General features: G+C 66.1%; 19 protein-coding genes. 6 read left to right on the forward strand and 13 right to left on the reverse strand.

Annotation, left to right across the window (positions count from 1 at the left end; translation table 11 throughout):
* The 6 genes from flgH to AC3A6M_RS05860 all read left to right on the forward strand — a co-directional run bounded on the left by flgH (window position 1) and on the right by AC3A6M_RS05860 (window position 5,655).
* Window positions 1-675: a flagellar basal body L-ring protein FlgH gene (gene flgH / locus AC3A6M_RS05835; protein WP_487851789.1), complete on the forward strand. Its 675-nt coding sequence runs from the start codon at window positions 1-3 to the stop codon at window positions 673-675.
* Between the two features lie 143 nt (window positions 676-818).
* Window positions 819-1,871, forward strand: a complete 1,053-nt coding sequence (locus AC3A6M_RS05840; protein ID WP_487852182.1) for a flagellar basal body P-ring protein FlgI — start codon at window positions 819-821, stop codon at window positions 1,869-1,871.
* A complete protein-coding gene (locus tag AC3A6M_RS05845; RefSeq protein ID WP_487851790.1) occupies window positions 1,871-2,227 on the forward strand; it encodes a rod-binding protein in 357 nt (118 codons plus the stop codon). Before AC3A6M_RS05840 ends, AC3A6M_RS05845 begins: the two co-directional genes overlap by 1 nt.
* Window positions 2,228-2,280: 53 nt before the next feature.
* A complete protein-coding gene (gene flgK, locus AC3A6M_RS05850; RefSeq protein WP_487851791.1) occupies window positions 2,281-3,651 on the forward strand; it encodes a flagellar hook-associated protein FlgK in 1,371 nt (456 codons plus the stop codon).
* Between the two features lie 22 nt (window positions 3,652-3,673).
* Window positions 3,674-4,585, forward strand: coding sequence for a flagellar hook-associated protein FlgL (gene flgL / locus AC3A6M_RS05855; protein ID WP_487851792.1), 912 nt, complete (start codon window positions 3,674-3,676; stop codon window positions 4,583-4,585).
* Window positions 4,585-5,655: a hypothetical protein gene (locus AC3A6M_RS05860; RefSeq protein WP_487851793.1), complete on the forward strand. Its 1,071-nt coding sequence runs from the start codon at window positions 4,585-4,587 to the stop codon at window positions 5,653-5,655. Before flgL ends, AC3A6M_RS05860 begins: the two co-directional genes overlap by 1 nt.
* Before the next feature lie 336 nt (window positions 5,656-5,991).
* Here the strand turns inward: AC3A6M_RS05860 and typA are convergent, their stop codons facing one another.
* From typA to AC3A6M_RS05925, 13 genes are all read right to left on the reverse strand, one after another.
* Entirely contained in the window at window positions 5,992-7,830 is a 1,839-nt protein-coding gene (gene typA, locus AC3A6M_RS05865; protein ID WP_487851794.1) for a translational GTPase TypA, read from the reverse strand.
* Window positions 7,831-8,097: 267 nt separating this feature from the next.
* Window positions 8,098-9,021: a tRNA pseudouridine(55) synthase TruB gene (gene truB, locus AC3A6M_RS05870; RefSeq protein WP_487851795.1), complete on the reverse strand. Its 924-nt coding sequence runs from the start codon at window positions 9,019-9,021 to the stop codon at window positions 8,098-8,100.
* Window positions 9,018-9,446, reverse strand: a complete 429-nt coding sequence (rbfA, locus tag AC3A6M_RS05875; protein WP_487851796.1) for a 30S ribosome-binding factor RbfA — start codon at window positions 9,444-9,446, stop codon at window positions 9,018-9,020. The genes truB and rbfA overlap by 4 nt, the downstream gene beginning before the upstream one ends.
* Before the next feature lie 92 nt (window positions 9,447-9,538).
* Entirely contained in the window at window positions 9,539-12,415 is a 2,877-nt protein-coding gene (infB, locus tag AC3A6M_RS05880) for a translation initiation factor IF-2 (RefSeq protein ID WP_487851797.1), read from the reverse strand.
* Window positions 12,416-12,467: 52 nt separating this feature from the next.
* Window positions 12,468-14,033 carry a transcription termination factor NusA gene (gene nusA, locus AC3A6M_RS05885; RefSeq protein WP_487851798.1) on the reverse strand — a complete coding sequence of 522 codons (1,566 nt, stop codon included), beginning with the start codon at window positions 14,031-14,033 and terminating at the stop codon, window positions 12,468-12,470.
* Window positions 14,030-14,518, reverse strand: a complete 489-nt coding sequence (gene rimP / locus AC3A6M_RS05890) for a ribosome maturation factor RimP (protein ID WP_487851799.1) — start codon at window positions 14,516-14,518, stop codon at window positions 14,030-14,032. Before rimP ends, nusA begins: the two co-directional genes overlap by 4 nt.
* A gap of 345 nt (window positions 14,519-14,863) precedes the next feature.
* Window positions 14,864-16,915 (reverse strand): 23S rRNA pseudouridine(2605) synthase RluB, encoded by a 2,052-nt coding sequence (rluB, locus tag AC3A6M_RS05895; protein ID WP_487852183.1) that lies wholly within the window; start codon window positions 16,913-16,915, stop codon window positions 14,864-14,866.
* A gap of 37 nt (window positions 16,916-16,952) precedes the next feature.
* The gene (scpB, locus tag AC3A6M_RS05900) at window positions 16,953-17,633 is read right to left on the reverse strand and encodes an SMC-Scp complex subunit ScpB (protein WP_487851800.1); all 681 of its coding nucleotides are present in this window, start codon (window positions 17,631-17,633) and stop codon (window positions 16,953-16,955) included.
* A gap of 439 nt (window positions 17,634-18,072) precedes the next feature.
* Entirely contained in the window at window positions 18,073-19,125 is a 1,053-nt protein-coding gene (locus AC3A6M_RS05905) for a glucokinase (RefSeq protein ID WP_487851801.1), read from the reverse strand.
* 146 nt (window positions 19,126-19,271) lie between these two features.
* Window positions 19,272-20,225, reverse strand: coding sequence for a DedA family protein/thiosulfate sulfurtransferase GlpE (locus tag AC3A6M_RS05910; protein ID WP_487851802.1), 954 nt, complete (start codon window positions 20,223-20,225; stop codon window positions 19,272-19,274).
* Window positions 20,226-20,362: 137 nt separating this feature from the next.
* Window positions 20,363-22,051, reverse strand: a complete 1,689-nt coding sequence (locus AC3A6M_RS05915; protein WP_487851803.1) for an ABC transporter ATP-binding protein — start codon at window positions 22,049-22,051, stop codon at window positions 20,363-20,365.
* 7 nt (window positions 22,052-22,058) lie between these two features.
* Window positions 22,059-23,066: an ABC transporter permease gene (locus tag AC3A6M_RS05920; RefSeq protein ID WP_487851804.1), complete on the reverse strand. Its 1,008-nt coding sequence runs from the start codon at window positions 23,064-23,066 to the stop codon at window positions 22,059-22,061.
* 32 nt (window positions 23,067-23,098) lie between these two features.
* Window positions 23,099-24,037: an ABC transporter permease gene (locus AC3A6M_RS05925; RefSeq protein ID WP_487851805.1), complete on the reverse strand. Its 939-nt coding sequence runs from the start codon at window positions 24,035-24,037 to the stop codon at window positions 23,099-23,101.
* Window positions 24,038-24,271 lie beyond the last annotated feature (234 nt).

Genomic DNA, 24,271 nt, shown 5'->3' on the forward strand with positions numbered 1-24,271 from the left:
ATGATTCGCCCGACCACCGCGGCAGTCGCCGCACTACTGCTCGCGGGCTCGCTTGCCGGCTGCGCTTCGCGCGTCCCCCTGAACAACCCGAAGCCGGTCGACGATGCGCTGGCCCTGCCGAAAGCGGGGCCGGCCCGCGCCGGCGTCTCCGGCGGCGTGTTCTCGGCCGATACCGTGTCCCTGACCTCCGATGCGCGCGCTTTCCGCGTCGGCGACGTCGTCACCGTGCTGCTGCAGGAAACCACCCAGGCCAGCAAGAAGGCCGGCACCAGCTTCTCGAAAGGTTCGAGCGTGGGCGTGAACCCGATCGGCGCGCTGGGCAAGAGCTTCGGCCGCACCGGCATCGACGTCAGCGCCGACCGCAGCTTCCAGGGCGACGCCACCAGCACCCAGCAGAACGCGCTGTCCGGCGCCGTCACCGTGATCGTGCAGGAAGTGCTGCCGAACGGCCTGCTGCGCGTGGCCGGCGAAAAGCGCCTGCAGCTGAACCAGGGCGAGGAATACCTGCGCCTGGCCGGCTACCTGCGCGCCGCCGACATCGACAACGACAACCAGGTGTCCTCGCTGCGCGTGGCGAATGCCCGCATCGCCTACTCCGGCCAGGGTTCGCTGGCCGACGCCAACACGCCCGGCTGGCTGACCCGGTTCTTCACCGGTCCGCTGATGCCGTTCTGACCGCCCTTTCAAGGCAAATCATGATTCGAATTCCTGCTGCCGGCCCGATTTTCCGTATCGCTTCCGCACTGCTGGCGGCGTCCCTCGCCTTGCCTGCGCTGGCCGCGCCGGCTGCTTCCGTGCGCTCGCCGAACGCCGAAGCGATGCCGCAGTCGCGCGTCCAGCCGCTGCGCAACCTGGCCAGCGTCGAAGGCGTGCGCGACAACCCGCTGGTCGGCTACGGCCTGGTGGTCGGCCTGAACGGCAGCGGCGACTCGACCCAGGTGAAGTATTCGAGCCAGTCGGTGGTGAACATGCTCAAGCAGTTCGGCGTCAAGCTGCCGGAGGGAGAAGAAGCGAAGAACAAGAACGTCGCCGCGGTCATGGTGTCGGCCGTGTTCCCGCCGGGTTACCGCCGCGGCCAGGCGATCGACGTCACCGTGTCCTCGCTCGGCGATGCCAAGAGCCTGCGCGGCGGCACCCTGCTCCTGACGCAGTTGCGCGCGGCCGACAACGAAGTCTACGCGCTGGCCCAGGGCAACCTGGTGGTCGGCGGCCTGTCGGCGTCCGGCAAGAGCGGCTCCTCGGTGACGGTGAACACCCCGACCGGCGGCCGGATCCCGAACGGCGCCCAGATCGAGCGCGAGATCCCGACCGATTTCGCGACCCGCCAGCAGGTCGTGCTGCGCCTGCGTCATCCGAACTTCGACACCGCCACCAACGTCGTCGACGCGATCAACCGCCGTTTCGGGCCGGTCGCCACCACCGCCGACGGCACCAGCGTCGAAGTGGTCGCACCCACCAACCCGACCGAGCGCGTGGCGTTCGTGGCCAAGCTGGAAAACATGCCGGTCGAAGCCGGCGTCGAAGTGCCGAAGGTGGTGTTCAACTCGCGCACCGGCACCGTGGTCATCTCGGACGGCCTGCGCGTGAAGTCGGCCGCCATCACCCATGGCGCGCTGAAGGTCGTGATCTCGGAAAGCTCGGCGGTCAGCCAGCCCGGCCCGTTCTCGAAGGGCCAGACCGCGGTCACCCCGCAATCGAAGGTCTCGGTGGACCAGGGCTCGGGCCAGATGTTCCATTGGCCGGCCGGCGCCAGGCTGCAGACCATCATCGACGTGGTCAACAGCCTGGGCGCGTCGCCGGACGACATCATGGCGATCCTGCAGGCGCTCGACCAGGCCGGCGCGATCGAAGGCGAACTGGTGGTGATCTGATGCTCGATAAACTGAACCCGCTGAACGCCCAGGCCCAGGGCCCGGAATCCGCCGACCTCGAGAAGGCCCCGGTCGCCGCCGCGGCCGACCAGCCCGATCCGGCGTATGTAAAGAAAGCCACCAAGGCTGCCGTCGAATTCGAGAGCTTCTTCATCTCGCACATGCTGCAGCAGATGCGCGAGAGCGCGCGTACCCTGGCGCCCGAGGACAGCTCGCTGAAGGACCCGGTCAACAGCGACATGCTGGACATGGCCGACAAGATGCTGGCCGGCCACATGGCGGGCCAGCGCGCTTTCGGCGTGGCCGACGCGATTCTGAAGCAATTGTTGCCGCCAGGACTTAATAAAGCGGGTTAAACGGTCGCCTTTAGTTCCTGAACGGTAATGATTCCGCACAAGAAAGACACGCAATGAGCATCCTGAACAACGCACTCTCCGGCGCGCTGGCCTCGCAACTGGCCCTGTCTTCGAGCAGCCAGAACATCGCCAACCTGCAGACCAAGGGTTATACGCGCCAGGCGGCGCTGCTGAACGCCGTCGGTCCCGCGGCCGGTTCGAACCAGGCCGGCAATGGCGTGCGCGTCACCTCCTTGCTGCGTTTTTCGGACAACTACAAGACCCAGCAGCTGTGGCGCACCGCGTCCGACCTGGGCGCGCATTCCCAGACCCAGCCCTACATGACCCAGCTGGAAAGCGTCATGGGCAACGACGACGCCAGCCTGTCGGGCGGAATCGACAAATTCTTCGCGGCCCTGAACGCGGTGGCCGGCGTCGACCCGACCTCGACCCCGCTGCGCCAGCAGGTCGTGACCGCGGCCGGCCTGCTGGCCCAGCGCTTCAACAGCCTGAACAACGTCTACAACTCGCAGCTGCAGTCGGTGCGCCAGCAGCGCGTCGCGATCGTCGATTCGGCCAACACTGCGATCGCCGCTATCGCCTCGCTGAACGCCCGCATCGCCACCGCGAACGCCACCGGCAGCAATGCCTCGTCCCTGATCGACCAGCGCGACCAGGCGATCGACGGCCTGGCCAGCCAGATGGGACTCGAAGTCAGCGACCAGCCGGACGGCACCCGCAACGTCTCGCTGAAGTCCGGCCAGTCGCTGGTGCTGGGCGGCGTGGCCGGCAAGCTGTCGGTCGGCGGCGGCGCCGACCAGGCCTTCAGCCTGACCTTTGCCGGCACCTCCTTCGACCTCGACGTCACCCGCGCCGGCGGCCAGCTGGGCGGCCTGTCGGCGTACGAAAAGGACGTGCTGCTGCCGCTGCAGAACAACGTGGCCGAGATGGCCCAGCAGGTCGCCGACAAGGTCAACACCCAGCTGGCGGCCGGCTACACCATGGACGGCAGCAAGGGCAAGCCGCTGTTCGTCTACAACACCGGCAGCACCTCGAACATGCTGCAAGTGGCGAGCGGCTTCCAGACCGCCGACCTGGCCTTCTCCAGCGACGGCACGCCCGGCGACACCGGCAACCTGCAGAAGCTGGCCGCGATCAAGAACCAGACCGTCGACCTCACCGGCCTCGGCGCGGTGCTGCTCGGCGACGCCGACACCCAGCTGGTCGGCAAGCTGGCGGTCGACAGCCAGCAGAACAAGGGCGCGCTCGACACCTACCAGAGCATGCGCGACCAGGCCGAGTCGGACTGGCAGTCGACCAGCGGCGTCAACCAGGACGAGGAAGCGGTGAACCTCGTCGAATACCAGAATATGTACCAGGCCAACATGAAGGTGATGTCGGTCGCGAACGCCCTGTTCGACGCCACCCTGGCGATGATGGCTTAGTTGGTGCGTTAAGGAGAAGATCATGCGTATCGCAACCGCCCAGTACCAGGCGATGATGAACCAGTCGCTGCAGAAGAACCAGAGCCGCATCACCGAGCTGACCGAGCAGATGGCCAACGGCAACCGCATCCAGGTGCCGTCGGACGATCCGGTCGACAGCGTGCGCATCTCGCGCCTGAAGCGCGAAGAAGCCGCCATCGGCCAGTACCGCGACAACATCGCCGCGGTGAAGCAGCGCATGTCGAAGAACGAAGGCTACCTGTCGAATATGGTCAACGACATGAACTCCGGCCGCGACCTGCTGGTCTGGGCTGCGGACGGCAGCAATGCGCCGGACGACCTGAACGCGATGGTGACCTCGCTGACCTCCCTGCGCGACAGCCTGATGTACACCTCGAACACGATCGACCAGGAAGGCCGCCACATCTTTTCCGGCACCGCCACCGGCACCGCGCCGATTGCCTACGACGCCAACGCGCCGCTGGGTTCGCGCTACAGCTATGCCGGCAACACCAACGACCAGAGCGTAGTGGTCGGCAACGGCATCACCCAGGTCGCGAACCAGAACGTGAGGGGCCTGGAAAAGCTGCTCAACCAGCTCGACCAGACCATCGCCACGCTGTCGGCGCCCGGCGTGAACCCGAACGACCCGGCCGTGCACGCCACCATCGCGGCCAACCTCAAAGGCTTCGACGACGGCATGGATCTGTTGTCGGGCAAGGTCGCCGTGCTGGGCGGGCAGCAGAACATCCTCAACACGATCGACGCCAACCACGGCAACGTCAGCCTGTCGAACCAGATGGCGATCACCGAGATCGGCCAGCTCGACGTGGGCGCCGCGGCGATCGAGCTGGGCGGCTATTCGACCGCCCTGCAGGCAAGCTACAAGGCATACAGCAAGATCGGTAACCTCTCCCTGTTCTCGGCGCTTTAATGGCAATGGAAACCACACTACGACCAACGACTGCCGGCGGCACCGGCAGCCCCCCCGGCACGCGTGCCGGGGCTTCGGCGCGCCTGGTCCAGCCACGCGCGGCCGAGCCGACGACGGAAGCCGGCAGCGCCGCACAATCCGCGGCGGCCGGCGTTTCCGCCCCCGCGCCGCTGCGCAGCAATGCCGCCAGCATCGGCAGCGCGCTGCAGGACCAGGTCGCGCGCGCCCAACAGGCGCTCGATTATCTCGACCAGGTGCAGGGACAGCTCGAATCGCTGAAAGGGGAACTGACATCCAGGCTGGCCGGCGCCCGCGGCGCGGCGCGCCAGCAGGCCGATAGCCAGGCCAGCGCCAGGCTCAACACCCTGGTGCGCCAGCTGGCCTCGACCCTGGCCTCGCGCAGGAAGAACGCCGGCGGCGGCATCGACAGCAATCTGCATTTCACCGGCAAGCCGGCCACCCAGCGTTTCCGCATCCGCGGCCTGGACCTCGATGCCCTGCGCAGCAATGGCGCGCAAAGCCTGGCCTTCTCGGTCGGCGGCAACGGCGGTCCGCAGCTGTCGGTCGAGATCGGCCCCGGCATGAGTGACGAAGAGATCGCCGCCGCGATCGACCGCGCGATGGCGCCGATGGGCGTGCGCGCCGGCCTCGACGACCAGCGCGGCCTGGTGTTCTCGACGCCGGAAACGAACTGGCCCGGGGTCAAGGACAGCATCGCCATCAGCGGCCGCGGCCGCGTGGCCACCGAGGAAGTCCCGGCCGAGCTGGCGCCGCAGCAGTGGAATGCGGGCAGCGGAAACGGCAACGGCGACAGCCTGCGCGCCAGCCTGCGCGAAGTGGTGCAGGCGCTGGAACGCGTGCGCCGCTCGCGCGACGCCGCCAGCAACGCACTGTCGGCCGCCACGGTGCAGATGACCGAGGCCACCACCCCGCCGCCGGAAGCCGAGGAAGCGGCCCAGGAATTCGCGACCACCGCCGCGAATCCCGACTACGAGTCGCTGCTGTCGCTGACCTCGGCGCTGGTGGGAGTGAGCCGCGAGCGCGTGCTGGCGTTGCTGGGCCTGCGCTAAACCAACACCATGGAAACTGTCGTCCCCGCGCAGGCGGGGACCCAAGTTCTGCATGCGTTACTTCAGCGCTGACAAACTTGGGTCCCCGCCCTCGCGGGGACGACGTTGACAAGCTAACGCTCCACGCTGCACGCTCCTAGCGCAGCTTCACGCTGATCGTCCCCCCCCCCGCAAATCGATATCGCGGATCTCCACGCTCCCGAAGCCGGGCCCGGCGCACTGCCCACGCGGATGTTGCGGGAGCCAAATCGATGGATTCCCGAGCCAGTCGTTTGACGCGGGCATAAAAAAACCCGCTGCGGGCAGCGGGTTTTCGTGGCGGCGGGAAGCGCGTGCTTATGCGGCTTCGCGGCTGGCCTTCTTGCGCTCGTGCTCTTTCAGGAAGCGCTTGCGCAGGCGGATGCTCTTCGGGGTGATCTCGACCAGTTCGTCGTCCTCGATGAACTCGACCGCGTATTCCAGCGACATCTGGATCGGCGGCACCAGGCGCACGGCTTCGTCGGTACCCGACGCGCGCACGTTGGTCAGCTGCTTGCCCTTGATCGGGTTGACGACCAGGTCGTTGTCGCGCGAGTGGATACCGATGATCATGCCTTCGTACACCGGCGTGTTGTGCTCGACGAACATGCGGCCGCGGTCCTGCAGCTTCCACAGTGCGTAGGCGACGGCCTGGCCGTCATCCTGCGAGATCAGCACGCCGTTGCGGCGGCCGGCCAGCTCGCCCTTGCCGGTGTCGACCGGCGAGTAGGCGTCGAACACGTGGCTCATCAGGCCGGTGCCGCGGGTCAGGGTCATGAAGTCGCCCTGGAAGCCGATCAGGCCGCGGGCCGGGATGCGGTATTCCAGACGGACGCGGCCCTTGCCGTCCGATTCCATGTTCTGCAGGTCGCCACGGCGGCGGCCCAGTTCTTCCATCACGCCGCCCTGGTTCACTTCTTCCACGTCGACGGTCAGGTTCTCGTACGGCTCGCACTTGACGCCGTCGATTTCCTTGAACACCACGCGCGGACGCGACACGGCCAGCTCGAAGCCTTCGCGGCGCATGTTTTCCAGCAGGATGGTCAGGTGCAGTTCGCCGCGGCCCGACACTTCGAAGATGGTGTCGTCGTCGGTCGGCAGCACGCGCAGCGCGACGTTCGACTTCAGTTCGCGGTCGAGGCGGTCGCGCAGCTGGCGGCTGGTGACGAACTTGCCTTCGCGGCCGGCCAGCGGCGAGGTGTTGACCATGAAGTTCATGGTCAGGGTCGGCTCGTCGACGGTCAGCATCGGCAGCGCTTCCGGGGTATCCACGGCGGTCACGGTCACGCCGATGCCGATGTCCTCGATACCGTTGATCAGCACGATGTCGCCGGCGACGGCTTCTTCGACCTGCACGCGCTCCAGGCCCTTGAAGTTCAGCACCTGGTTGATGCGGCCCTTGATCGGGTTCTTGTCGTCCTGGCCGTTCACGACCAGCACGTCCATGCCCGGCTTGATGCGGCCGCGGTTGATGCGGCCGATACCGATCTTGCCCACGTAGGACGAGTAGTCCAGCGAGGTGATCTGCATCTGCAGCGGGCCGTCCGGGTTGTCGTCACGCACCGGCACGTATTTCAGGATGGCGTCGAACAGCGGCTTCATGTCGCCGCCGCGCACGCTTTCGTCCATGCCGGCATAGCCGTTCAGGCCCGAAGCGTAGACGATCGGGAAGTCCAGCTGCTCGTCGGTGGCGCCGAGCTTGTCGAACAGTTCGAAGGTCTGGTTGATCGCCCAGTCGGCGCGCGCGCCCGGACGGTCGATCTTGTTGACGACCACGATCGGCTTCAGGCCCAGGGCCAGCGCCTTGCGGGTCACGAAACGGGTCTGCGGCATCGGGCCTTCCTGGGCGTCGACCAGCAGCAGCACCGAGTCGACCATCGACAGCACGCGCTCGACCTCGCCGCCGAAGTCGGCGTGGCCCGGGGTGTCGACGATGTTGATGTGGGTGCCTTCGTACTCGACCGCGCAGTTCTTCGACAGAATCGTGATGCCGCGTTCTTTTTCGAGGTCGTTCGAGTCCATCACGCGGGTGTCGACCGCCTGGTTTTCACGGAAAGTGCCCGATTGGCGCAGCAGCTGGTCCACGAGAGTGGTCTTGCCGTGGTCAACGTGGGCGATGATTGCGATATTACGAATCGCGCGTTTGGTGTCTGACATATGCGTTATTCAACAGTGAATGTTGCGTGATGGAAGGTGGCGGTCGGCCAGATGCGTTGCGCTTGCCGATTTCCAGAACCCGCTAGTATAGCATGCGGATTTGGCTTGCTGCGATGCAGCGATGAGAAAAGCCCTGAATTTTCAACGATTTGCCGTTTCCGCGCACGTTTTCGGGTTTATGCGGCCCCATGTGGAGGGCCGCCGGCCGATTTCAAGGCCGCCGCAGCGCGCACGCGGCGCCGATCCGCAGGATCAACGCCGCGAACCTCAGCCCTGTGGCCGCGAAATCAGCCGTTCCGGCGCCAGGATCGCGTATTCCTGCAGGATGGCGGTGCCCAGCAGTTTATCGCCGGCATAGACACGCACCCTGCCCTGCTCCTGCGGCACCTGCACCGGTTCCTTGCCGAGCGCCAGGCGCTGGCCGTTCAGGAAGCGCTTCTCCAGCTCGGGCGTCAGGTCGACGCGCGGGAAGCTCGACAGCAGCGCATCGACCGGCGCCAGCAGCGACAGCGGGTCCGCGTGCGCCTGCAGCTCTTCCAGCGTGACCATGTCGGCGGTGGTGAGCGCACCGACCTGCACCCGGCGCAGTGCGCTCAGGTGGGCGCCGCAGCCGAGCGCCGCGCCGATGTCCTCGCCGAGCACGCGCACGTAGGTGCCCTTGCTGCAGGTGACGCGGATGCTCAGGAAAGGCGCCGCGATGGCGACCAGTTCCAGCGCGTGGATCGTGACCGGGCGTGCTTCGCGCTCCAGCACGATGCCTTCGCGCGCATATTCGTACAAGGCCTTGCCGTCGCGCTTCAGGGCCGAGTACATCGGCGGCACCTGCAGGATCGGGCCGCGGAAGCGCGCCAGCGCGGCTTCGACCTGCTCCGTGCCGACGTCGACGTCACGCGTTTCCAGCACTTCGCCTTCGGTATCGCCGGTGGTGGTGGTGATGCCGAGGTGGATGGTGGCGAGATAGGTCTTGTCCGCTTCCAGCAGGTCTTGCGAAAACTTGGTCGCCTCGCCGAAGCACAGCGGCAGCAGGCCGGTGGCGAACGGGTCGAGGGTGCCGGTGTGGCCGGCCTTCCTGGCGTTGACGATGCGCTTCACTTTGGTCAGCGCGTCGTTCGAGGACAGGCCGACCGGCTTGTCGATCAGGAGCACCCCGTCGACCAGGTCGCGGGGCTTCTTCGGGGGCCGTGCGTTCACTCGCTATCCGAATCTTCGTCAGTGTCTGCGGGGGCAGACTCGTCCACATAGTCCGCGGCACGGGTCGCGTTGGCCTGGTCGATCAGGGCCGACATTGCGAGGCCGCGGCTGGTCGAGGTGTCGTGCACGAAATGCAGCTGCGGCAGCGTGTGGATGTGCAGGCGCTTGCCGAGCAGGTTGCGCAGGTAGCCGGCCGCCTTGCTCAGGCCTTCGAGGGTCTGCTTGATCTCTTCCGGGCTGTCTTTCAGCAGGGTGAAGTAGACCTTCGCGTGCGCGTAGTCCGGGGTCAGCTTGACCTCGCTGATGGTGACCATGCCGACGCGCGGATCCTTCAGTTCGAACGCGATGAGTTCCGACAGGTCCTTCTGGATCTGGTCGGCGACGCGCAAGCCGCGCGAGGGGATGCTTTTACTGTGTTTTGGCATTGTATTCTTAAAAAAACTTGGGGCCAGTGGCCCACGCCACGCGGCGCAGGCCTACTAGCCCCAATGCTACTCCAATCGATGGAACGACCGTATTACAGCGTACGCGCCACTTCCTGCACTTCGAACACCTCCAGAACGTCGCCGACCTGGATTTCGTTGTAGTTCTTCAGCGACAGGCCGCACTCCAGACCGGCGCGGACTTCTTTCACGTCGTCCTTGAAGCGCTTGAGCGAATCGATCTCGCCGGTCCAGACCACGATGTTGTTGCGCAGCAGGCGTACCGACGAGGTGCGCTTGACGACGCCATCGGTGACCAGGCAGCCCGCGATCGCGCCGACCTTCGACACCAGGATGACCTGGCGGATTTCGACCTGGCCGGTGATGTGCTCGCGCTTCTCCGGCGCCAGCATGCCCGACAGTGCGGTCTTGATCTCGTCGATCGCATCGTAAATGATGCTGTAGTAACGGATGTCGACGCCGTTGGCTTCCGCGAGCTTGCGCGCCTGGGCGTCGGCACGGGCGTTGAAGCCGATGATGACTGCCTTCGACGCGGTCGCCAGGTTGACGTCCGATTCCGTGATGCCGCCCACGGCCGCGTGCACGATCTGCACACGCACTTCCGAGGTCGACAGCTTCTGCAGCGAACCGACCAGCGCTTCCTGCGAACCCTGCACGTCCGTCTTGATGATGAGCGGCAGGTTCTTGACCTCGCCCTCGGCCATCTGGTCGAACATGTTTTCCAGCTTCGCCGCCTGCTGCTTGGCCAGCTTCACGTCGCGGAACTTACCTTGACGGAACAGTGCGATCTCGCGCGCCTTGCGCTCGTCCGCCATGACCATGACTTCCTCGCCGGCGCTCGGCACTTCGGTCAGGCCCTGGATCTCGACCGGGAAGGAAGGACCGGCTTCGGTCACCGCCTTGCCGTTCTCGTCCAGCATCGCACGGACGCGGCCGAAGGACGAACCCGCCAGCACGACGTCGCCGCGCTTCAGGGTACCCGACTGCACCAGGATGGTGGCGACCGGGCCGCGGCCCTTGTCCAGGCGGGCTTCGACCACCAGGCCGCGCGCCAGCGATTCCACCGGTGCTTTCAGTTCCAGCACTTCGGCCTGCAGCAGCACGTTTTCCAGCAGGTCGTCGATGCCCTGGCCGGTCTTGGCCGACACCGGCACGAACGGCGACTCGCCGCCGTATTCTTCCGGCACCACGCCTTCGGCAACCAGTTCCTGGGTCACGCGGTCGGTGTTCGCACCCTGCTTGTCGATCTTGTTGATCGCCACCACCAGCGGCACGCCGGCGGCTTTCGCGTGGGCGATCGCTTCCTTGGTCTGCGGCATCACGCCGTCGTCGGCCGCCACCACCAGGATCACGATGTCGGTCGCCTTGGCGCCGCGGGCACGCATGGCCGTGAAGGCTTCGTGACCCGGGGTATCCAGGAAGGTGACCATGCCGCGCGGGGTATCCACGTGGTATGCACCGATGTGCTGGGTAATGCCGCCGGCTTCGCCAGCAGCCACTTTCGCGCGGCGGATGTAGTCCAGCAGCGAGGTCTTGCCGTGGTCGACGTGGCCCATCACGGTCACGACCGGCGCGCGCGGCTTGGCCTCGAACTCGGCGTGCTCGCCGTGGTCGGCCAGCAGCGCTTCCGGATCGTCCTCGGCGGCGGCGAAGGCCTTGTGGCCCATCTCTTCCACCACGATCATCGCGGTTTCCTGGTCCAGCACCTGGTTGATGGTGCACATCTGGCCCAGCTTCATCAGCTGCTTGATGACCTCCGATGCCTTCACGGCCATCTTGTGCGCCAGTTCGGCCACGGTGATGGTTTCCGGCACGTAGACGTCGCGCACGATGGCTTCGGTCGGGGCCTGGAAATTCGATTCGCGATCGTCGTGGCCGCCACGACGGCCACCACGGCCGCCGCCCGCGCGCCAGCCGTCACGGCCGCCGGTCGAGGGGGCGCCACGCCCCTTCATGCCGCCGCCCGGAGCGCCGCGTTTCTTGTCGTCCGACCAGGTCGAGGCCACGTTGGCCGACTTGATCGATTTCTTGTCGCCCGGCTTCGGACGCGCGCCATTGCCGGTCGATTCGCCCGGCTTGGCTTCGCCCGGCTTGGCCGTCGTCGCCGGCTTGTGCAGGGTGGCCGGCTCGGCTGCCTTCGGCTTCGGCGCCGGCACTTCCGGCGCCTTGATCACGCGGCGCGGCTGGGCCATCATGGCCTTGATCTGGGCCACTTCGTCGGCCACGGCCTTGCGTGCGCGCTCGGTGGCGGCAGCGCGTTCGGCGGCTTCCTTGGCGGCTTCGTCGGATTTGCGCTTGGCTTCTTCGGCAGCGGCCTTCTTGGCTTCGTCGGCGGCAGCGCGCTTGGCTTCGGCGGCCGCATCGGCGGCGCCGGCCGCGGCGTCGGCCTGGGCCGAGGCTTGAGCTTGCGCTGCAGCCGCGGTTTCACGCTGGGCACGCTCCTCGGCGTCGCGCTTGGCCTGCTCTTCGGCCGCCTTGGCCTGTGCGGCCTTCTCGGATTCGAGCTTGGCCAGGCGTTCCTGCTTTTCACGCAGTTCCGCTTCCTGGCGCGCCAGCAGTTCCGACTGGCGGCGCGCTTCCTCGTCACGACGCGCCTGTTCGGCGGCGTCGATCACCGGGGCCGTGGCGGCCTTGGTGGTGACCAGGTCGTCGCGCTGCACGAAGGTGCGCTTCTTGCGTACTTCGACCTGGATCGTGCGCGATTTGCCGCTCGCGTCAGCCTGCTTGATCTCGGAGGTTTCCTTGCGGGTCACCGTGATCTTCTTCTTTTCGCCCGATTCGGCAGCGCCATGGGTACGGCGCAGATGGTTCAGCAGCTTATCCTTATCATCCTTGGACAAGGGATCTGACGTCGAACTTTTCTCGACGCCAGCAGAACGCAGCTGCGTCAGCAGCAAGTCTGCAGGCATCTTCAGTTCGGTGGCAAATTGGGCTACGTTGTTACTCGCCATTCAGTCCTCTTTTCTATGTGTCGCGCGATGATAAAGAATAATGTGCAAACCCTTATGCCTTGGCCGTTTCGACCTGGCTCCAGGCTTTCGCCTGCAGGGCCTTGGCCCGGTCGTCGTATTTCGCGTCGACCAGTTTCATCTCATCGTCGGTCACATCATTAAATGCGTTCTTGATCAGTTCACGGGCACGGTCGGTCGGCAACGCCAGGATGGCGCTGAACTCGTCGTAGGCCAGGCCTGCGAATTGCTCGAGGGTCTTGATGCCGGCCAGGCCAAGCTTGCCGGCGGTCGTGCGGTCCATCCCTTCCAGGTTGACCAGTGCCTCTTCCATTCCCTCGAGGCCTTCTTCGGAAGCGATCGCTTCGGTCACCAGTGCGTCACGGGCACGGGTGCGCAGTTCGTTGACGGTGTCTTCGTCGAACGATTCGATTTCGAGCATTTCCGAAATGGGAACGTAGGCGATTTCTTCAAGGCTCGAGAAACCTTCCTCGACCAGGATATTCGCCACTTCCTCGTCCACATCCAGCTTTTCCATGAACAGCGCGCGCACGGCGGCCGTTTCCTGTTCAGCCTTGTTGGCCGATTCCTCGGCCGTCATGATGTTGATCTTCCAGCCGGTCAGGTCGGACGCCAGGCGCACGTTCTGGCCCGAACGGCCGATCGCGATCGCCAGGTTTTCCTCGTCGACCACGACGTCCATCGCGTGCTTCTCTTCGTCGACCATGATCGACGACACGTTGGCCGGGGCCAGCGCGCCGATCACGAACTGGGCCGGATCTTCCGACCACAGGACGATGTCCACGCGCTCGCCGCCCAGCTCGCCGGTCACGGCCTGCACGCGCGAACCGCGCATGCCGACGCAGGTGCCGATCGGGTCGATGCGCTTGTCGGCCGTGAACACGGCGATCTTGGCGCGCACGCCCGGGTCGCGGGCGGCCGACTTGATCTGCAGGAGGCCCTGCTCGATTTCCGGCACTTCCAGCTCGAACAGCTTCATGATGAATTCCGGCGCGGTGCGCGACAGGATCACCTGCGGGCCGCGCATATTGCGGTCCACGCGCAGGATGTAGGCACGGACGCGGTCGCCGATGCGCAGGTTTTCCTTCGGGATCATCTGGTCGCGCGGCAGGCGCGCTTCGATCTTGCCCGACTCGACGATCGCATCGCCGCGCTCCATGCGCTTGATGGTGCCGGTGACGAGGGCGTCGCCGCGCTCCAGGAAGTCCTGCAGGATCTGCTCGCGCTCGGCATCGCGCACGCGCTGCAGCACGACCTGCTTGGTGTCCTGGGCGAAGCGGCGGCCGAACTCGACCGACTCGATCGGCTCTTCGATGTATTCGCCGACTTCGATGTCGGGGATCTGCTCCTTGGCTTCGAAATGCAGGATTTCCTGGTCCGGCAGCTGCAGGCCGGCCTCGTCCGGCACGACGTGCCAGCGCTGGAAGGTTTCGAATTCGCCGCTGTCGCGATCGATGCTCACGCGGATGTCGACATCGCCCTCGTAGCGTTTTTTCGTGGCCTGCGCCAGCGCGAACTCGAGCGCGCCGAAGACGACCTCTTTATCGACGTTTTTTTCGCGCGCGAGCGCATCAACCAGTAACAAAATTTCGCGACTCATGCTTTGCGACTCCTAAAATCCACCTTCGGCACCAGGCGTGCCTTGTCCAGTTCGGCCAGCGTAAATTCCAATAACGCCGGGCCATCCTTGCTTTCAAATTCCAATCCGACCTTGTCGCCTTGCGGTGCATGCAGGATGCCCGTATAGGTCTTGCGGTTCGCGGTGCCGGGCATCGCGACGCGCAGCTTGACCGTGCATTCTTCACCGGCAAAGCGCTCGAAGTCGGCCAGGGTGCGCACCGGACGGTCCAGTCCGGGCGACGACACTTCCAGGCGCTCGTAGTCGACGTTTTCGACCATCAACACGTGCGACAGCTGGTGGCTCACCGTGGCGCAATCTTCGACCGAGATCGGTCCCTTTTCGTCCGCCACCGCCGCCGGGAAGTCGATGAACACGCGCAGGATGCCTCGCTCGGCCCGCTCGATATCGACGAGTTCGTAGCCCAGTCCTCCGACTGTCGTGGCGATCAAATCAAACAGCTGCACTGACTTCTCCAGATCACCGGCTAGTGCCGGACCTCGTAAAACGATTCAACAAAAAAAAAATGGGCAACTGCCCATCTTCTTATATTCCTCACCAGATTCCATGCCCTCACACCAGACAAAACACCGGGCAGAGCTTGGATTGGTTTCGAATTATAACCCGATACGGGGCAGCTCGCAATCGCTGCCCTGCAAAATGAACAGGTATGCAACAGTTTACACCTTTGGCGGCCGGGGCGCAGGACATCCCGTTTTACGTCGGTCCCGCAGCGCACCAATGCCTCGTCCCTGCGCAGTCTGAATAGTGCCGGGGCACCAGTCCTCCCGCGCGGGACGGCCTTGCCCGGATTAACCCCTGCGGCCGCGGCGCGGCAAGCCGTGGTCGCTCACGCGCGGCCCCTGCGGACGGCGGTTCTGGCCGGCGCCGGCGAAGCCGAAGGTGGTCTGCAGCGGATCCGGCTGGCGCGGCCCCTTGCCGCCACCGCCGCCACCACTACGGCCCTGGCCGCCATTGCGCCCCTGGCCACCGCTGCCTCCCTTGCCGCCGCCGAAGCCGCTGCCGCCACGTCCCTGCGCACCGCCGAGGATGCCGGACTGGCCGCGGCCGCCCTGCTGGGCGCCCACACGCACCACCGGCGGGCCGAACGGATCGACGTTGCGGTTGGCGTCGGCGCGGTCGATGCGGTTGCCATTGGCGCGGTCCTGACTGACGCCGCCGCGCTCCTTGCCGCCGCCCGGCTTCTGCTTCTGGCCACCCTGGCCCTGGCCGGCGCCGCCCTTCTTCTCGATGCCGAAGGCGGTCATGAAGTTGCGGACGTCGTTTTCTTCCAGCTCTTCCCAGCGGCCGCGCTTCAGGCCGGTCGGCAGGGTCATCGCGCCATAGCGGGTACGGATCAGGCGCGAGACGGTCAGGCCGACCGCCTCGAACATGCGGCGCACCTCGCGGTTGCGGCCTTCGCCGATCACCACGCGGTACCAGCGGTTCACGCCTTCGCCGCCACCGTCGACGATCTTGGTGAAGGACGCCAGGCCGTCTTCCAGCTCGACGCCGGCCAGCAGCTTCTGGCGCATGCCCTCTTCCAGCTCGCCCAGGGTACGCACGGCGTACTCGCGGTCGATGTTGTAGCGCGGGTGCATCAGGCGGTTCGCGAGGTCGCCGGAATTCGTGAACAGCAGCAGGCCCTCGGTGTTGAAGTCGAGGCGGCCGACGGCCAGCCATTTGCCGGTTTTCATGGTCGGCAGGCGGTCGAACACCGACGGACGGCCTTCCGGATCGTCCGCGCTGACGATTTCACCGGCCGGCTTGTGGTACACCAGCACGCGCGGCGGCTTGTTGTTGTTCACGCGGCGCTGCAGCAGCTTGCCGTTGATGCGCACGGCATCGGTCGGCAGGATGCGCTGGCCGATGTGGGCCGGCTCGCCGTTCACCGACACGCGGCCGGCGATGATCAGCTCTTCCATGTCGCGGCGCGAACCGAGGCCGGCCTCGGCCAGCACCTTGTGCAGCTTGGGCGCGTCGTCCTCGGCGGTCAGGTCGCGGCGCACCTTGGACGGCTGGGGCTGGCCACGGCCGCCCTCGCTCGCGTCGAAGGCGTCCGAGGTGACGAAGGAGAACACGGCGTCGGCGTCGTTCGCCTTGCCGCCGCGGCTGTCCTTGCCGCCGCGCGCGTTCTTGCCCTTGGCCTGCTGCTTGCCCTGCTGCTTACCCGGCTGGGCTTGCTGTCCCTGCTGGCCCGGCTGGGCCTGCTGTCCCTGCTGGCGGGCTTGCTGGCCCGGCTGGCCTTTCTTGCCCCGCTTCTGGCCATCCTGCCTGCCGCCGCGCGCGTCGCGGCGCTGCTCGCCGCCCTGCCCGGGCTGCTGCTCGGCGCCCGGCTGGGCCGACTGGGCGGCGCCGGTGCCGGCGTCATCGGCCTGGACGCGCGGCGCTGCCGCCGTTGCGCCGGCCACTTCGCGCTGCTGGCGCTGTTCGCGCATCTGGCGCGGGCCGCGCGGCTTGCGCTGGCCGTCGTCCGTGGCGTACACGGCCGACTCCGCGGCGCTTGCCGCCGGCTGCGCTGCCTGCTGGACCGGCTGCGCCGGCTGGGCGGCTTCGGCGGCGGGCGCCGGGGCCGGCGCGGCCTGCTCCGCCACATCGGCGGCTTTCTTCGCGCGCGGCTTGCGGACCGGTTTCGCGGCTTGCGCTGCCGGGGCCTCACTTACCGGCGCGGCGGCTGCGGTTGCCGATGCGGCAGGCTCGTCGGCCGGCTTGGCCACGGCCTTGCGGGTGCGTTTCGGTTTGGCTTCGAGGTTCGGCTGCGCGCCGTCGGCCGCCGCCTGGGTGCGCGGCTTGCGCTTCGGCTTGGCTGCCGTCTCCAGCCCTGCCTCGGCAGGGGTCGTCTCGGTGGTGTCGGTTGGATTCATCATTCGTTTCGTTGTTTTTTGCTGACCTGGCGCGAGATCAACCGCCGGTTGCGGGCGCAGGGTCTTGCTCGGGTTCGTGCGCGGTGTCGTGCACGGGGACTTCAACAGGTGAAGTGTCGTCAAATTGTTGCAAAGCCGCTTCCAGCGCCTCCAGGCTGCGCCCGTCGGCCCCGTCGGCCACCTGCTGCAGCGGCGGCAGCTGCGACAGCGAGGCCAGGCCCAGGTCGTCGAGGAACTGCCGGGTCGTGCCCAGCAGCGCCGGCCGTCCCGGCACCTCGCGGTGGCCGACCACGTCGATCCAGCCGCGGTCTTCCAGCATCTTGATCGTCTGCGAGTTCACGGCGACGCCGCGGATCTCTTCGATGTCGCCGCGCGTGACCGGCTGGCGGTAGGCGATGATCGCCAGCGTCTCCAGCGTCGCGCGCGAATACTTCGGCGGCTTTTCCGGCGCGATCCGGTCGAGATAGGGCTTCATCTCGGGCCGGCTCTGGAAGCGCCAGCCGGATGCCAGGCTGACGATCTCGATGCCGCGGTCCTGCCAGTCCTGGCGCAGTTCTTCCAGCAGGATCTTGATCGTGTCGGCGCCCACGCCCGCGCCGATCTGCCTGCCGTTCGCGTCGACGTCGGCGAACAGTTTCTTCATGCCGTGGATCGTCATCGGCTCGCGCGCGCACAGCAAGGCGGTCTCGAGGACCTTCTTGGCCTCATCAGTGTTCATAACGATGTCGTCAGCGGATCTTGCAAGTCGCGCAAAGAAAATATCAAACACAAACCAGTTCAGCGGCCACACAGCGCGATCGCGGCGCGCCGTTGCAGCGACACGCAGGCTTGCGCCCCGGATGAGACAGCACACGTTGAAACTGGGTTCCGTGGCCCGGTGGGGGCACCGGGCGGAATACCGTGGGGAGCTCCCGGCCCCGCCACGCGGCAGTCCGCCGGTCAAGCAGACTGCAATGGTTGACTTTCAGGAGAAACGGGGCTGCTGGCGCAGGAAGGAAACCAGGCTGTGGAGGCAAGGCTCCGGGCGTGCCAGGCAAGCGAACGACATCGTTTCTACCAATTGGCGGCCATTGTACCCGATAAAACCCGGAAAGGGAGAGGCTGTGCACAGGCGAACACGCGCACCCCCGCCCGGCGCGGCGCCGGGCTGCGCCCGCTCAAACGCCGAGCCGTTCGGCCAGGATCGCGGAAACGCCCAGGAAGGCCGGGTAGTCGGCCGTGATCACATAGGTCGGGACCGCCGACAGGTAGCCGGCGAAGCGCCCCTTCTGCTCGAAGCGGCGGCGGAAGCAGGAACGCTCGAAGCGCTCGCCCAGGCGCGGCACGATGCCGCCGCCGATGTAGACCCCGCCCTGGGCGCCGAGCGTGACGGCGAGGTTGCCTGCTACCGTGCCCAGCATGCCGCAGAAGGCTTCGACGACTTCGTCGCACAGGGCGCATTCGCCGGCCAGGGCGCGGCGCGAGATCTCCGGCGCATCCAGCGGCTCGGCGGCGACGCCGCGGTGATGCGCCAGCGCGCGGTAGATCAGTTCGACGCCGGCGCCGGACAGCAGGCGCTCGGCCGATACGTGCTCGAATTCGCGCCAGGCGAACTGCAGGATCGCAACCTCGGTCTCGTTGGCCGGCGAAAAGGTCACGTGGCCGCCTTCGCTGCGCAGCGCGGTCCAGCTCTTGCCGTCCGGCGTCGGGATCAGGCCGGATACGCCCAGCCCGGTGCCCGCGCCCAGCAGGCCGATCGGCGCGCCCGCGCCGGCCGCACCGCCGCCGACCTGGCGCTTGTCGCTATCCAGCAGCCACGGCAGCGCCATTGCCAGCGCCTCGAAATCGTTGACCACGACAAAGGTGTCGAAACCGCACTCGCGGCGCAGGGCTTCGATCGAGAATTCCCAGTGGTGATTGGTCATGCGCACCATGTCGCCCATCACCGGATTGGCGATCGCGATCGCTGCGTGGCGCACCGCGCCGGAGCCTGCCACCGCATCGGCGACCTCCGGCAGGGCCAGGTAGGCGCGCAGGGCGTCCGCCAGGGTCGGATAATCGGCACAGGCCAGCACCTCGATATGCGCGATGCGGCCCGGGCCGGGTTCCAGCGCGAAGCGCGCGTTGGTGCCGCCGATGTCCGCGAGCAGGCGCGGGCTGGCATGCCCCGCAGTCGCGTTCAGGGAGGCGGAGGTCGGCTGGAGAGCGGAGGATGCGGGTGCGGCGGTCATGGCGTGGAATCGGAAACAGATTCCGAAAGCTTAAGGATTTCTTGGCTTCAGCGCAAGCGTTTATTGTAGTTTAGGTACACGCCACCTTGTTTAGCTAGGAATCCTGTTAAAAATCGCCACAAATTCCGAGTAGTCGAGCTACCAAATCAGCCAGTTTTGGACCTGAGTTCGGCGTCCGCCATGCCGTCCGCGCAATGCGCGTTCCAGGCGTCGAGGCCGCCGCGCAGCGGACGCGCGCGGTGGAAACCGTTGTCGAGGAATGCCTTGGCCACCTGGGCCGCGGTGATGTCGTTCGGACAGGAGCAATAGACGACGATGTGGCGCTCGCGGTCGAGGGTCGCCATCAGGCGCTCCGGGGTGTGCTCGCCATACACCAGCGCGCCGGGAATGCCCTCCTCCATCCCGCGCGCGGTCACGCTGCGGGCATCGACGATCAGCGGGTCGTGGCCGGCTTCGAGCAGGCCCTTGAGTTCCTCGGGAGTGATGCGCGGCAGGTCGGCGGCGCCGAGGTTGCGGCGGCGTTCGATGTACTTGAGCAGGATGAACAGGGCGAGCAGCGCACCGACCACCATCAGCGCGGTGCTGCCGAGGGTCTCGAACCAGCCGATCACGTCGTCGACGCTGCCGTGGAACCAGGCGCCCAGTCCCATGCCGACGCCGCTCCACAGCAGCCCGCCGGCCACCGACAGCCAGATGAAGCGTTGCGTGGTGGTGCCCATCGCCCCGGCCAGCGGCGGCGCGATGGTATTGAAGCCGGGAATGAACTTGGCGACCACCAGCGACTTGGCGCCCCAGCGGCTGAAGTTGTCTTCGGTCTGGCTGACGCAGGAATCCGGCGACAGCGAAATCCGGCACAGCAGCCGCAGGATGCGCTTGCCGTAGTAGCGGCCGGCGCGGAACCAGAAATAATCGCTGATCAGGCAGGCCACGATGCTGGCCGCCAGGTACAAGGGCCAGTTGGCATGCTGGTCGACCGCCAGCGCGCCCGCGATGATCAACACCGGAAAGGCGGGAATCGGCAAACCGATCTGCTCGAGCAGCACGACGCCGAACACGATCAGCGCGCCGTAGGTATGTATCAGGTGGGAAAGCTGGGCCATGTCGATATGGTATCGGAAATGATAGACCCGCGCGGCCTTGACAAACAACAAACCGGGGTCAGACTCCCGATTTTGGAAAGAGCCAACAGGACATTTCCAAAATCGGGAGTCTGACCCCGGTTTTAGCTGGATCAAGTTCAGGCGCCGCGCGGGATGGCGGCCAGCAGCGCCTGGGTGTAGGGGTGCCGGGGGTTGCGGTACAGCTCGTCCGAATCGGCCATCTCGACCACGCTGCCGTGGTGCATCACCATCACGCGGTCGGAGATGTACTTCACCACCGACAGGTCGTGCGAGATGAAGATGTAGCTCATCTTGTACTCGTCCTGCAGGTCCTGCAGCAGGTTCAGCACCTGGGCCTGGACCGAGACGTCCAGCGCCGATACCGACTCGTCGCACACCAGGATTTCCGGCTTCATCGTCAGGCAGCGCGCGATCGCGATGCGCTGGCGCTGGCCGCCGGAGAATTCGTGCGGATAGCGGTGGAAGGCGTGCTCGGGCAGCCCGACGCGCTTCAATAGATAGTGCGCATGCTCGACCCGCTCGGCATCGTTGGCGCCGATGCGGTGGATGCGCATCGGCTCCAGCAGGATCTGGCCAACCGTGAAGCGCGGATTCAGCGAGGCGTACGGGTTCTGGAAGATGATCTGGATGCGCCGCTTATAGGCCTGGTACTCGCGGTCGCTCATCGCCAGCAGGTCGCGGCCGTCGAACATGGCGCTGCCGCCGGTGGCGCGGTGCAGGCGCAGCAGGGTCAGGCCGACCGTGGTCTTGCCGGAGCCCGATTCGCCCACCACTCCCAGCGTCTTGCCGCGCGGGAGCGTGAACGACACCTCCTTCACGGCCTTGAACTCGCGCTTGCCGAACAGGCCTTCGCGCAGCCAGAAACTCTTCTGCAGGCCCTGCACCACCAGCACGTTGTCGTCGCCGGCAGCATAGCCGCGCGCACGCTGCGGCAACACGATCTCCGCGGAATGCCGCCCGCTCAGGTAATCGTCGATCACCGGCAGGCGCACCGGCCGCTCGTCCAGCTTCGGCCGGCAATGCAGCAGCGCCCGCGTATACGCATCGGCGGGCGCATGCAGGACCTGGGCGGCCGGCCCCTCTTCCCTCACCTCGCCGTGGCGCATCACGATCACGCGATCGGCGATTTCTCCCACCAGCCCGAGGTCGTGGGTGATGAACAGCACCGACATCTGGTGCTTCTTTTGCAGGCGAGCGATCAGCTCCATGATCTGCTTCTGGATCGTCACGTCGAGCGCGGTGGTCGGCTCGTCGGCGATCAGGAGCCGCGGCTCGCAGGCGATCGCCATCGCGATCATCACGCGCTGCTGCTGGCCGCCCGACATCTGGCTCGGGTAGGCGTCGATCTTGTTGGCCGGATCGGGGATGCCGACTTCTTCGAGCAACGCGAGCGTGCGTGCGCGCGCCTGGCGCTTGTCCATGCCCAGGTGCAGGCGCAGCACCTCGCCGATCTGGTACCCGACCGTGAACACCGGGTTCAGCGAGGACATCGGCTCCTGGAAGATCATCGCGATGTCCTTGCCGCACAGCCTGCGGCGCGCCTCGATGGACTGGTCGAGCAGTTCGCGGCCGTCGAAACGGATCGACGAACCTTCGTGGATGACGGTGGTCTCCTGCGGCAGCAGGCCCATCACCGCCAGCGAGCTGACCGACTTGCCGCTGCCGGATTCGCCCACCAGGGCCACGGTCGCGTTCTTCGGCAGGCTGAAGGAAATGCCCTTCACCGCTTCGAAGGTGTTCTTTTTGTCGATGCGGAAGGACACGCGCAGGTCGCGCACCTCGAGCAATGGCTGATCGAAAGTCATATAGTGCTCACTTCAGTTTCGGATCGAGCGCATCGCGCAGCGCATCGGCGAACAGCGAGAACGCCGTCACCAGCAGGGCCATCGCGCTGGCGGCGGCGGCCAGCTGCCACCACTTGCCCAGGATGAGTTCATTCTGCGCCTCGTTCAGCATGCTGCCCCAGGACACCACGCCCACCGGCACGCCGAAGCCGAGGAAGGACAGGATCACTTCGGCCTTGATGAAGCCGACCACCAGGATCGACATCTGCACCAGCGCCACGTGCGAGACGTTCGGCAGGATGTGCGAGAACATCCGGCGCCAGCTCGACGCACCGATGGCGTCGGCAGCCATCACGTATTCGCGCGCCTTGTGCTTGATGTACTCGGCGCGGATCAGGCGGTAGGGCCCGGTCCAGCCGGTCAGGCCGAGGATCAGCACGATGGTCAGCACGCCCTTGGTCTGCAGCACCGCCGCCACCGTCAGGATCATCAGGATCGACGGGATCGAGGTGAAGATGCTGTAGAACCAGTTGAACAGGTCGTCGACCTTGCCGCCGTAGAAGCCGGAAATCGCGCCGAACAGCGTGCCCAGCGCCACCGCCACCAGGGCCGCGACCAGGCCGACCACGATCGAGGTCTGGCCGCCCTTGATGGTTTTCTTGAGGATGTCATGGCCCCATTTGTCGGCGCCGAAGGGCAAGGTCGATGCCTTGGCCACCTGCGCGGCATGGCCATGCCGGGCCAGCTCCGTCTTCAGCTGCGCCAGGTCGGCCGCCAGCGGATCGAAGGCATTCGGCGGCGCCGGCGGCGCCGGGCGCGACAAGGCGGCCAGCGCAGGATCGGGCCCGACGAAGGTCGGCGGCGCATAGTTCACCGCCACTTCGTCCTCCCAGTCGGCGGCGACCAGGCCGGCACCGGAGAGCAGCACGGACAGCAGGAACAGCAGCACCACCGCCAGCGAGGCCATCGCGATGCGGTCGGCGCGCAGGCGCCGCCAGGCGAGCGCCCACAGGCCAGGAGAAACAGCAGAGTTCATTCGGAAAAGTCCTTCGTCTTGCTTGAGTTGCCTTATTTCAGCTGGACCCTCGGGTCCACTGCCTGGTACATCAGGTCGGCCAGCAGGTTGAACACCATGGTGGCGGCGGCCACGTACACCGTGATCGCCTTGATCACCGGGAAGTCGCTGCGCTCGACCGCCAGGATCACCTCGCGCCCGATGCCCGGGATGCCGAAGAAGCGCTCGAGCAGGAAAGCGCCGATCAGCAGGGCCGGCAGGTTGCCCATGACGTAGGTGATGATCGGGATGGCGGCATTGCGCAGCACGTGGACCCAGACGATGCGGCGCTCGGACAGGCCTTTGGCGCGCGCCGTGCGCACATAGTCCTGGCCCACTTCGTCCAGCACGAAGCTGCGGAACAGGCGCAGGGTCGGCGCCACCGAGACCGTCAGGCCGATCAGGATCGGCAGCGTGGCGTAGCGCAGCAGGTTTTCCAGGAAATGGTCGCCCCAGCCCTGCACCGGGAACAGCCCGAGTTTATAAGCCAGGCCGTACTGGAACACGATGATGTAGACCAGGATCGAGATCGACATGCCGACCGTGCAGGCGACCATCACCAGGCGGTCGGTCAGCGAGCCGCGCACGAAGGCGATCGCCAGCGCCAGCGCGATCCCGATCAGCGTCTCCAGCACGGTGAGCGGCACCAGCACCGTCAGCGAGGGCCCGAGCCGGGTCGACAGGATGTGCGACACCGGCTCGCCGGTGCTCCAGGCGTTGCCGAAGTCGAAGGTCAGGATCTGCCTGACGAAGATTCCGAGTTGCACGTACCAGGGCTGGTCCAGCCCGAGCTGGGTGCGGATGTTGGCGATCGCCTGCGCATCCGCCATCTTCCCCGCCAGCAGGTAGGACGGATCGCCGCCGACCCAGTTGAACAGCACGAAGACCAGCACCACGACACCGGCCATGGTGGGCAGCATTTGCCAGAGGCGGCGAAGTACATAAGCAAACATCGGGATTCCTGGTGATTCTCAGGGGCAAAACGAAACTATAGACCAGTTTTCCACCCTTGCCTCATGAAATCTACGATCCCGGCCATAGCCTTCATGCCATGAACCGGGAATTTTTGCATTGAATAGCATTGAACTGTTGTATTGACGCAATGTTACAAACGTATGCATATTGACTATCGGCAGAGACTGGTGGTCTGATGGGCAAGTTTGGAAAAAAATTCTCTATTTTTTCCA

The sequence above is a fragment of the Telluria sp. Soil_C_11 genome (assembly GCF_057657395.1).

Coding starts and splice junctions, on each gene's coding strand:
- rluB (WP_487852183.1), bottom strand. CDS start 16,915: ATGAATCCAACCGACACCACCGAGACGACCCCTGCCGAGGCAGGGCTG.
- AC3A6M_RS05915 (WP_487851803.1), bottom strand. CDS start 22,051: ATGACTTTCGATCAGCCATTGCTCGAGGTGCGCGACCTGCGCGTGTCC.
- AC3A6M_RS05910 (WP_487851802.1), bottom strand. CDS start 20,225: ATGGCCCAGCTTTCCCACCTGATACATACCTACGGCGCGCTGATCGTG.
- nusA (WP_487851798.1), bottom strand. CDS start 14,033: ATGAGTCGCGAAATTTTGTTACTGGTTGATGCGCTCGCGCGCGAAAAA.
- flgK (WP_487851791.1), top strand. CDS start 2,281: ATGAGCATCCTGAACAACGCACTCTCCGGCGCGCTGGCCTCGCAACTG.
- infB (WP_487851797.1), bottom strand. CDS start 12,415: ATGGCGAGTAACAACGTAGCCCAATTTGCCACCGAACTGAAGATGCCT.
- AC3A6M_RS05845 (WP_487851790.1), top strand. CDS start 1,871: ATGCTCGATAAACTGAACCCGCTGAACGCCCAGGCCCAGGGCCCGGAA.
- AC3A6M_RS05860 (WP_487851793.1), top strand. CDS start 4,585: ATGGCAATGGAAACCACACTACGACCAACGACTGCCGGCGGCACCGGC.
- typA (WP_487851794.1), bottom strand. CDS start 7,830: ATGTCAGACACCAAACGCGCGATTCGTAATATCGCAATCATCGCCCAC.
- rbfA (WP_487851796.1), bottom strand. CDS start 9,446: ATGCCAAAACACAGTAAAAGCATCCCCTCGCGCGGCTTGCGCGTCGCC.
- scpB (WP_487851800.1), bottom strand. CDS start 17,633: ATGAACACTGATGAGGCCAAGAAGGTCCTCGAGACCGCCTTGCTGTGC.
- AC3A6M_RS05840 (WP_487852182.1), top strand. CDS start 819: ATGCCGCAGTCGCGCGTCCAGCCGCTGCGCAACCTGGCCAGCGTCGAA.
- AC3A6M_RS05920 (WP_487851804.1), bottom strand. CDS start 23,066: ATGAACTCTGCTGTTTCTCCTGGCCTGTGGGCGCTCGCCTGGCGGCGC.
- AC3A6M_RS05925 (WP_487851805.1), bottom strand. CDS start 24,037: ATGTTTGCTTATGTACTTCGCCGCCTCTGGCAAATGCTGCCCACCATG.
- flgH (WP_487851789.1), top strand. CDS start 1: ATGATTCGCCCGACCACCGCGGCAGTCGCCGCACTACTGCTCGCGGGC.
- AC3A6M_RS05905 (WP_487851801.1), bottom strand. CDS start 19,125: ATGACCGCCGCACCCGCATCCTCCGCTCTCCAGCCGACCTCCGCCTCC.
- flgL (WP_487851792.1), top strand. CDS start 3,674: ATGCGTATCGCAACCGCCCAGTACCAGGCGATGATGAACCAGTCGCTG.